This window comes from Pseudomonas sp. R62 (assembly GCF_000257605.1).
In the GTDB taxonomy this organism is placed as follows: domain Bacteria; phylum Pseudomonadota; class Gammaproteobacteria; order Pseudomonadales; family Pseudomonadaceae; genus Aquipseudomonas; species Aquipseudomonas atacamensis.
Map to the genome: position 1 here is coordinate 1,967,350 of NZ_JH635998.1, position 7,130 is coordinate 1,974,479.

General features: G+C 61.1%; 7 protein-coding genes and 1 tRNA gene. 2 read left to right on the forward strand and 6 right to left on the reverse strand.

Annotated features, from left to right (window positions below):
* Positions 1-1,017: aldehyde dehydrogenase family protein (locus OQK_RS09945; protein WP_238537164.1), on the reverse strand; the 1,017-nt coding region annotated here is incomplete at its 3' end.
* Positions 1,018-1,450: 433 nt separating this feature from the next.
* Here OQK_RS09945 and OQK_RS09950 point away from each other — a divergent pair.
* Positions 1,451-1,527, forward strand: a tRNA-Arg gene (locus OQK_RS09950).
* Between the two features lie 77 nt (positions 1,528-1,604).
* On the opposite strand, the gene OQK_RS09955 is transcribed toward OQK_RS09950, so the two are convergent.
* Complete coding sequence (locus OQK_RS09955; protein WP_016772252.1) at positions 1,605-1,874, reverse strand: hypothetical protein; 270 nt, start codon at positions 1,872-1,874, stop codon at positions 1,605-1,607.
* Positions 1,875-1,920: 46 nt separating this feature from the next.
* On the reverse strand, positions 1,921-2,481 hold the full coding sequence (locus OQK_RS09960) for a YbhB/YbcL family Raf kinase inhibitor-like protein (RefSeq protein ID WP_016772253.1): 561 nt from the start codon (positions 2,479-2,481) through the stop codon (positions 1,921-1,923).
* Positions 2,482-2,620: 139 nt separating this feature from the next.
* Between OQK_RS09960 and OQK_RS09965 the strand changes: the two genes are divergently transcribed.
* Positions 2,621-4,144: an FAD-dependent oxidoreductase gene (locus OQK_RS09965; protein WP_016772254.1), complete on the forward strand. Its 1,524-nt coding sequence runs from the start codon at positions 2,621-2,623 to the stop codon at positions 4,142-4,144.
* A 39-nt stretch (positions 4,145-4,183) separates the two neighbouring features.
* On the opposite strand, the gene pgaD is transcribed toward OQK_RS09965, so the two are convergent.
* The 3 genes from pgaD to pgaB form a co-directional block, all read right to left on the reverse strand.
* Positions 4,184-4,714, reverse strand: coding sequence for a poly-beta-1,6-N-acetyl-D-glucosamine biosynthesis protein PgaD (gene pgaD / locus OQK_RS09970; RefSeq protein WP_016772255.1), 531 nt, complete (start codon positions 4,712-4,714; stop codon positions 4,184-4,186).
* A complete protein-coding gene (pgaC, locus tag OQK_RS09975; RefSeq protein WP_016772256.1) occupies positions 4,711-6,066 on the reverse strand; it encodes a poly-beta-1,6-N-acetyl-D-glucosamine synthase in 1,356 nt (451 codons plus the stop codon). Before pgaC ends, pgaD begins: the two co-directional genes overlap by 4 nt.
* A 1-nt stretch (position 6,067) precedes the next feature.
* On the reverse strand, positions 6,068-7,130 hold a 1,063-nt coding region (gene pgaB, locus OQK_RS09980; protein WP_038860814.1), incomplete at its 5' end, for a poly-beta-1,6-N-acetyl-D-glucosamine N-deacetylase PgaB.

A 7,130-nucleotide genomic window follows, 5' to 3' on the forward strand; every position in this document is an offset into this window, starting at 1 on the left:
CTTGGCCACGGCTTTTTCGTCGATCAGCGGACCGGTGGTGGTGCCATCTTCCAGACCATTGCCGATCTTCAGTTTGGCCACAGCCACTTTCAGCTTCTCGGCGAACGCATCGTAGACCGCGTCCTGAATGTACAGACGGTTGGCGCAGACGCAGGTCTGACCGTTGTTGCGGTATTTGGAAATGATCGCGCCTTCGACGGCCTTATCCAGATCGGCGTCGTCGAACACGATGAACGGCGCGTTGCCGCCCAGTTCCAGCGAGACTTTCTTGATGTCCTTGGCGCATTCGGCCATCAACTGGCGACCGATTTCGGTCGAGCCGGTGAAGGACAGTTTGCGCACGATCGGGTTGCTGGTCAGCTCGCTGCCGATGTCACCGGCGCTGCCGGACACCACGCTGAACACACCCGCCGGAATGCCCGCGCGCTGAGCCAGTTCGGCGAGGGCGAAAGCGGAAAATGGAGTTTGCGATGCTGGCTTGAGCACCATGGTGCAACCGGCGGCCAGTGCTGGGCCGGCCTTGCGAGTGATCATCGCCGCCGGGAAGTTCCACGGGGTGATCGCGGCGGTGACGCCGATCGGTTGTTTGATGACGATCAGGCGCTTGTCCGGCTGATGGCCCGGAATCACATCACCGTAGATGCGCTTGGCTTCTTCGGCGAACCACTCGATGAACGATGCGGCGTAAACGATTTCGCCCTTGGCTTCGGCCAGCGGCTTGCCTTGCTCGAGGGTCATCAGGCGCGCGAGGTCGTCCTGGTTCTCGATCATCAGTTCGAACCAGCGACGCAGCTTGCCGGCACGCTCTTTGGCGGTCAGCGCACGCCAGGCCGGCAGCGCCTTGTCGGCGGCCTCGATGGCACGGCGGGTTTCAGCGGCGCCCATCTTCGGCACGGTGCCGAGGATTTCGCCGGTGGCCGGGTTGTTGACCTTGATCGTCTGACCGTTGTCGGCATCGACCCAAGCGCCATCGATGAAGGCTTGCTGGCGGAACAACTGGGTGTCTTTAAGCTGCATGTCGGCTTTCCTTAACAGCACCGCGGCCTGCGCGGAGCAAATTATGATTGTAGAAAGGCGCCTCGCAAGGCTGCCGTCAGGGAAATCAGTGAGCGGATTGTGGCGCATCAATAGTGCACGACCGGGGCGCACTTGCGCTGCAACATCCCGCCAAAGAGCGTTTGAAATCTCAAACGGATCGTAGGTTCAAAGGGGGTAAAGGACAATAGGTCGTTCGAAAAAAAGAACAAAAATGCCGCTTTTCAGATCAACGTACTGAAAACCCGTGCCGCAGGAAAAACCTTAGATCAACCCCGGCAAAGCGCCAAGCGAGGGTTTTGCAGGACGTTACCGCTTTAAGGAATGCAGCGATTTACACCGACACGCACACTGACAAAACCCGCCAAACCCGGCATGGACGCCCCGAGCCGACCTAGGTATGATGTCGCCCGCTGCACCAGTAGCTCAGCTGGATAGAGTACTGCCCTCCGAAGGCAGGGGTCGTGGGTTCGAATCCCGCCTGGTGCACCATGAATCATACGAGAAAGCCCCGGACTATGATGGTCCGGGGCTTTTTTGTGAGCAATGACGAGGTCGCTGGAACGCCGTCACTCCGTCGTCCAGTCAAACTCATCATATTCATCGTCGTCATCCCCCTCCTCCTCAGCCTCGTCAAATACCTCGTCTTCTTCAACGAGGTCTTCTTCCGGCTGATTCAGCAGAAATTCCTTACGTGTCTCGGTTACTGCACGCCGCATTTGTTCGCCCTTTTCCGGGCAGTTGAGTAGCTGGGCGATGCGGTCGATTTTTGCTGCCACGGTGTCCTCCAGCGCATTGGCAATGGCTCGATAGTGCGCGTTTTCGCGGGGCAATGCCAAATGGCTGGGGAATCAGAGCAGTCAGCCGCCCGTGAGCGGCCGAACCTCAGCGGTGATAACGCCGCACCGCGCTGCTGTTACGCAGCACATGGCCTTTGATTTTTTCCATCAGCTCGGCGCGGGTCAGGCCTGCAGGCAGGGCGTCCGGGGCGAGGTCGAGGGCGTAGATCTGGATGATGTAGTGATGGGCGCTGTCGCCCACTGGCGGGCATGGCCCCATGTAATGGGTGTTGCCTTTGCTGTTGGTGCCGCCGACGCCTTCGAGGGCGGATTTGGCACCGACGCCGGCCGCGATCTGGTGGGTGGTGGGTTTGATGCCGTAGTGAATCCAGTGATCCACGCCCAGGCCTTTCTGGCCATCCGGGTCGTGCATGACGATGGCGTAACTCTGGGTCCCGGCCGGGCCGGCGTTCCAGCTCAGCGCCGGCGACTGGTTCTTGCCGCCGCAACCGGGTGCGTCACTTGCCGCTGCCGAGGTGAACAGACGGTTATCCGACACGCCGGGGATGCTCAGGGTGAAGCGCTCCTGGGCCTGTGCCGGGAACTGCACGCAAAGGGTCACGGCGATGGCCGCCAGCCATGGGTTGAGAGAGGTCAATCGGGTCATTCCGGGAGCACCTTGTGCAGTGAGGCCGTCGTCGGCCCGCAAACTATAGCTGTACCGTTCGTGCCTTGGCAGTAGCAAATGGCTGAACCTCGCGCGGCGCCGCCAACTCACAAGAGAAATGCCTGCGAGGAAGCCGAAAATGTCCCTGCACCGTGTCGCCCGTTTCGCCGATGTCCCGCAAGACCGTGGCCTGCAAGTGGAAATCGGCGACTGCAAGATCGTCCTGCTGCGTGCCAACGGCGAGTTGCGGGCGTTTCAGGGCCTGTGTCCACATGCCGGCGCACCGTTGGCCGAGGGGGCGTTGTGTCACGGCAGGTTGATCTGCCCCTGGCACAAAGCCGCGTACCGTGCCGAGGACGGCGGCCTGTGCGAGCCGCCATCGCTGGACAGTCTCAAGCGCTATCCGCTGGAGTTGCGCGGCGATGAAGTCTGGGTCGATAACCAGTCGTTGCCCGATCCGCACACCCCGCCCGCTGACGACCCAAGAACGTTCGTGGTGGTCGGCGCCGGGGCGGCGGGTACGGCTTGCGCGGCGGCGTTGCGGGAGAAGGGTTTTGGCGGGCGCATCGTGCTGGTCGACGGCGAACCGGATGCCGGCTACGACCGTACGGTGTTGAGCAAATTTGTTCTCGCTGGAGAGATGTCACCGAAAGAAGTGCCGCCGCTACGCGATGAGGCGTTCTATCAAGCGCAACGGATTGAGCGCGTGCAAGGCGAAGTAACTTCACTCGACGCCCCAGGCAAAACGCTGCATCTGAACAACGGCGGCATCCTGCGCTACGACGCCGCTGTACTCGCCACCGGTGGCGCGCCCAATCCGTTGAAGCTGCCTGGTGCCGAGTTGGCCAACGTCTTCGTCCTGCGTTCGAAAGCACAGGCTGAACAGATCATCAACGCCGCTCAACCGGGCCAGCGCGCGGTGATCATCGGCGACAGTTTTATTGCTCTCGAATGCGCCTCAGCCCTGCGCGAGTTCGGCCTCGACGTCACCGTGCTGGCACGCCACGCAGTCCCGTTTGCCAAGCAATTCGGCGAGGCCGTGGGCAAGGCGATTCGCGGGTTGCACGAAGAGCACGGGGTGAAGTTCATCAGCGAACACGAGGCTACGGAGATCTTTGGCGAGGACAAGGTCGAGGGCGTGCTGCTCGACAACGGTCTGCGCTTGGCAGCGGATCTGGTTCTCGCCGGCGTCGGCGTTCACCCGGCCACTGAACCTTTCGAATCATTGCCCAAGGAAGAAGACCAATCCTTGCGTGTCGATGACGGCATGCGCGTCAGCGGTGGCCTGTGGGCCATCGGCGATATCGCCACGTTTCCGTTGAACGGCCAGCCAACCCGCATTGAGCATTGGCGCCTGGCCCAGCAACACGCGCGCATCGCTGCGGCCAACATGCTCGGTGGCGAGGAACATTATCTGGATGTGCCGTTTTTCTGGACCTACCACTTTGGCAAGAACTACGACTATCTCGGTCACGCGCAGGAATGGGACGAGGTCGAGTTCAGCGGTGAGCCGGAACAGCCGCCGTTCATTGGCCTGTTTGCAAAAGACGGCATCGTCGTCGCGGCGGTGGCATGCGACAAGCAACGCGCAATGGCGTTGCTGGCTGAGCGCATGAAGCAACCTTTGCGGATGAAAGAGGCCTGGACGCTGATCCAGGCCTGACAACGACCTTCGGCAGCTCCTACACAGGCCGTGTGGAGTTCAGGTCAGGCGTTTCACCGGCTCGCGACTGTCGTCTTCTTCGGCATGCAGAAAGATCACCCGTGGATGCTCCAAAGGTGCCAGCGGCGCCGGCAGTGCTTGCTGCTGAAGCGGCCACAAATGCGTTTCTACATGGCTGATGTCGCCGTCCTGATCGTTGTGAATGGTCATCACCCCCGGCGTGCGCAGTTTCTGGAAACGCTCGTCGCACAGCTTGAAACTCTTGCTCAGACCTTCATCGCCAATCACCGGTGACGGCAAACGGCGCTGGGCGAAGCTGCGGCTTTTGCGTTGCTGGTAACGCGCCCAGCCGATCAGGATCACCGCGTTGACCAGCGCCACCCACATATAAACCTGCAGAGTCCCCAAGGCATCGAACGCCGAATGATCGATGCGCGGGCCGCCGCTGGTTTCGATCAATGGCCATAACCCGCGTACCAGCAGGAACAGCAGGCCGACCCAGGCCAGGACGGTGAGGATCACGTCGATCACCACCAGAAAGGGCCGTTGGCGAGTCCGGATAATTTTCATTTGATGACTTCCTCCTGGTCGTCGCCCAGCGGTTTGATACCCCGATCAGGACTGACCCAGCGCGCGCGTTTTTTGTGTTGGCTGAACAACACCTTGGGGAAACTGACCAGGGTGGTCAGCAGACTGACGAGCCAGAACACCAGCGGATACCAGACCACCCAGAACATGGTCTTGCCCAGACCCGGCTCATAGCGCCGGTCAATGACGATGCTGACAGCGAACTGCACCAGGCAGACGAACGCCAGCAACAGACCGGTGAAGGCCGGCGGCATCAGGTGATCGACGGCGATCGCGTCGGGCATGACCATGAACTTGCCCATGCCCCAGAAAATCACCGACAGCAGGAAAGTGAACGCCCAACCGGTGGACAGGCAGTATTCGAACAGCAGCGGCCACAGGTAGCGATGGCGGTACTGCCAGATGCCGCGAATGTTCTTGAACAACACTTCGGCGCCGCCCTGAGCCCAGCGCAGACGCTGCTTCCACAGGCCACCGAGGGTTTCCGGCATGAGGATCCAGCACAGCGCGCGCGGCTCGTAAAAGATGCTCCAGTGATCGAGTTGCAGCTTCCAGCTGATGTCGATGTCTTCGGTGATCATGTCCGGGCTCCAGTAGCCGACCCGGTTCAGCGCGGTGCGGCGGAACGCAACGATCACGCCGGAGACGGTAAAGATACGCCCGAACACCCGTTGCGTACGTTTGATCAGCCCGATGATCGAGGAGAACTCGCCGACCTGCACCCGCCCGATCAAGGTCGAACGCGTGCGGATCCGCGGGTTGCCGGTCACTGCGCCAAGACGTGCGTTATCCAGCATCGGCGCGACCAGATAAGCCGCAGTGTTCGGCGCCAGCAAGGCGTCGCCATCGATGCACACCAGATACTCGCTGCGCGCAGCGATCGCGCCCATGCGCAGGGCCACCGCCTTGCCCTGGTTTTCCGCCAGATGCAGAACCCGCAGTCGCGGATCTTCCTTGGCCAGCGCATCGAGCACTTCGGCGGTGTTGTCCTTGGAGCCGTCGTTGATCGCGATCACTTCGATGTTCGGGTAGTGCTGGGCCAGCGCCGCGTAAATGGTATCGGCAGCGTTATCGCCTTCGTTGTAGCAAGGAATCAGGATCGAAATCAGCGGCTCGCCTTCCAGCGGCGGCGGCAGCGTGTCGTCCTGCCATGGCCAGTGGCGCTCCCAGTGCAGCCAGAAATACAGACCGCCGGCGATCCACAACCCGGACATGAACAGCGGGTAGAAGAACACGAACGACATCAGGAACTGGCCGGTCACGAGGAAGATCAGCCCCAGCGGAACGCCAAGGACAATCGCCAGAACAAGCAGGGCTAACAGTCTATCCAGCATGTTATGGATTCCATTTGTTGGAGAGTGCAGGCCTTACGGTTTTCAGGTCTGGCAGGTTGTCGAGGAAGTTGTCCGGGTAGTAACCGAAACTGGTCGCGCCCTGGCGCTTGAGCCGGCCCATCCAGTCCGCCAGATGCACGGCATCGATATCGGCCTGATCCTTCTGGTTCCAGTCGCGCGCCTGCAATTCGAACACGGTGCGGTTGAGTGCCCCGGGGCGTTTCTTCACCGTGGCGACCAGTTCTTCCAGCCACGGGCCGGACTCGGCCAGTGTCTGTTTTTCCATCAATGGCATGGCCATCGGCGCCGTCCAGTCGTAGGTGGCGAGGAAGTCATCGAGGTTCTGCGCGAACCACGCTTCGCTTTGAGGATTGAGCATCGGCTCGGCGAAAATGTTGCGTGCGGTCAGCACTTGCGGGCCGCGAATCGCACGGACCTTCGCGGTCAGTTCGTTGGTGAAGTCGATCAGGTAGCGGCTCTTGAAACGCGTCCAGCGTTGCATCGCCGCCGGATCGTCGCGCAGCGCGGCAATCGAACCCGGCAGACCTTGAGCGGCGTAGGCCTTCAGAGCATCCGGGCTGGCGTCTTCGAAATCCGAGAGCACCACATCGTCGTGGTAGAGAATGCCATCGACCGAGGTCAGCCGCGCCACGTCTTCATAGATTTCACCGATGATCTTGCGCACTTCGGGATTGAACGGTGACAGGCGTTTGTACTGCTTCGGATCGACCGAGGTGATGGCGGTTTTCGGGTCCCAGCGGGTTACACGCGGCAGTTTCGAATCCAGTTCGAAACTCAGCACCGGCATCCATGCAAAGACTTTCACATGGGCACGGGTGCGCAGTTGCCAGGCGACGCGGTCGAACAGGTCGGCGCGCATCGGCAAGTGACGGTTGGGGAAGTACAGTGAATGCACCAGACCATCGCCCTTGGGATCGGCGAAGGCTTGCAGGAACACCGTGCTGGCGCCGAGGTCAGCCACGCGCTGCACCAGTTTGCCGAGGTTGATGTCCTGCTGAGCCGGGTCCGGGTCGTAGACGTTGTCGAGATCGACATGCACCACG

Bases quoted from the DNA above. Each gene is read 5' to 3' on its own strand.
- pgaC (WP_016772256.1), bottom strand. From the start codon at position 6,066: ATGCTGGATAGACTGTTAGCCCTGCTTGTTCTGGCGATTGTCCTTGGC.
- OQK_RS09965 (WP_016772254.1), top strand. From the start codon at position 2,621: ATGTCCCTGCACCGTGTCGCCCGTTTCGCCGATGTCCCGCAAGACCGT.
- OQK_RS09960 (WP_016772253.1), bottom strand. From the start codon at position 2,481: ATGACCCGATTGACCTCTCTCAACCCATGGCTGGCGGCCATCGCCGTG.
- pgaD (WP_016772255.1), bottom strand. From the start codon at position 4,714: ATGAAAATTATCCGGACTCGCCAACGGCCCTTTCTGGTGGTGATCGAC.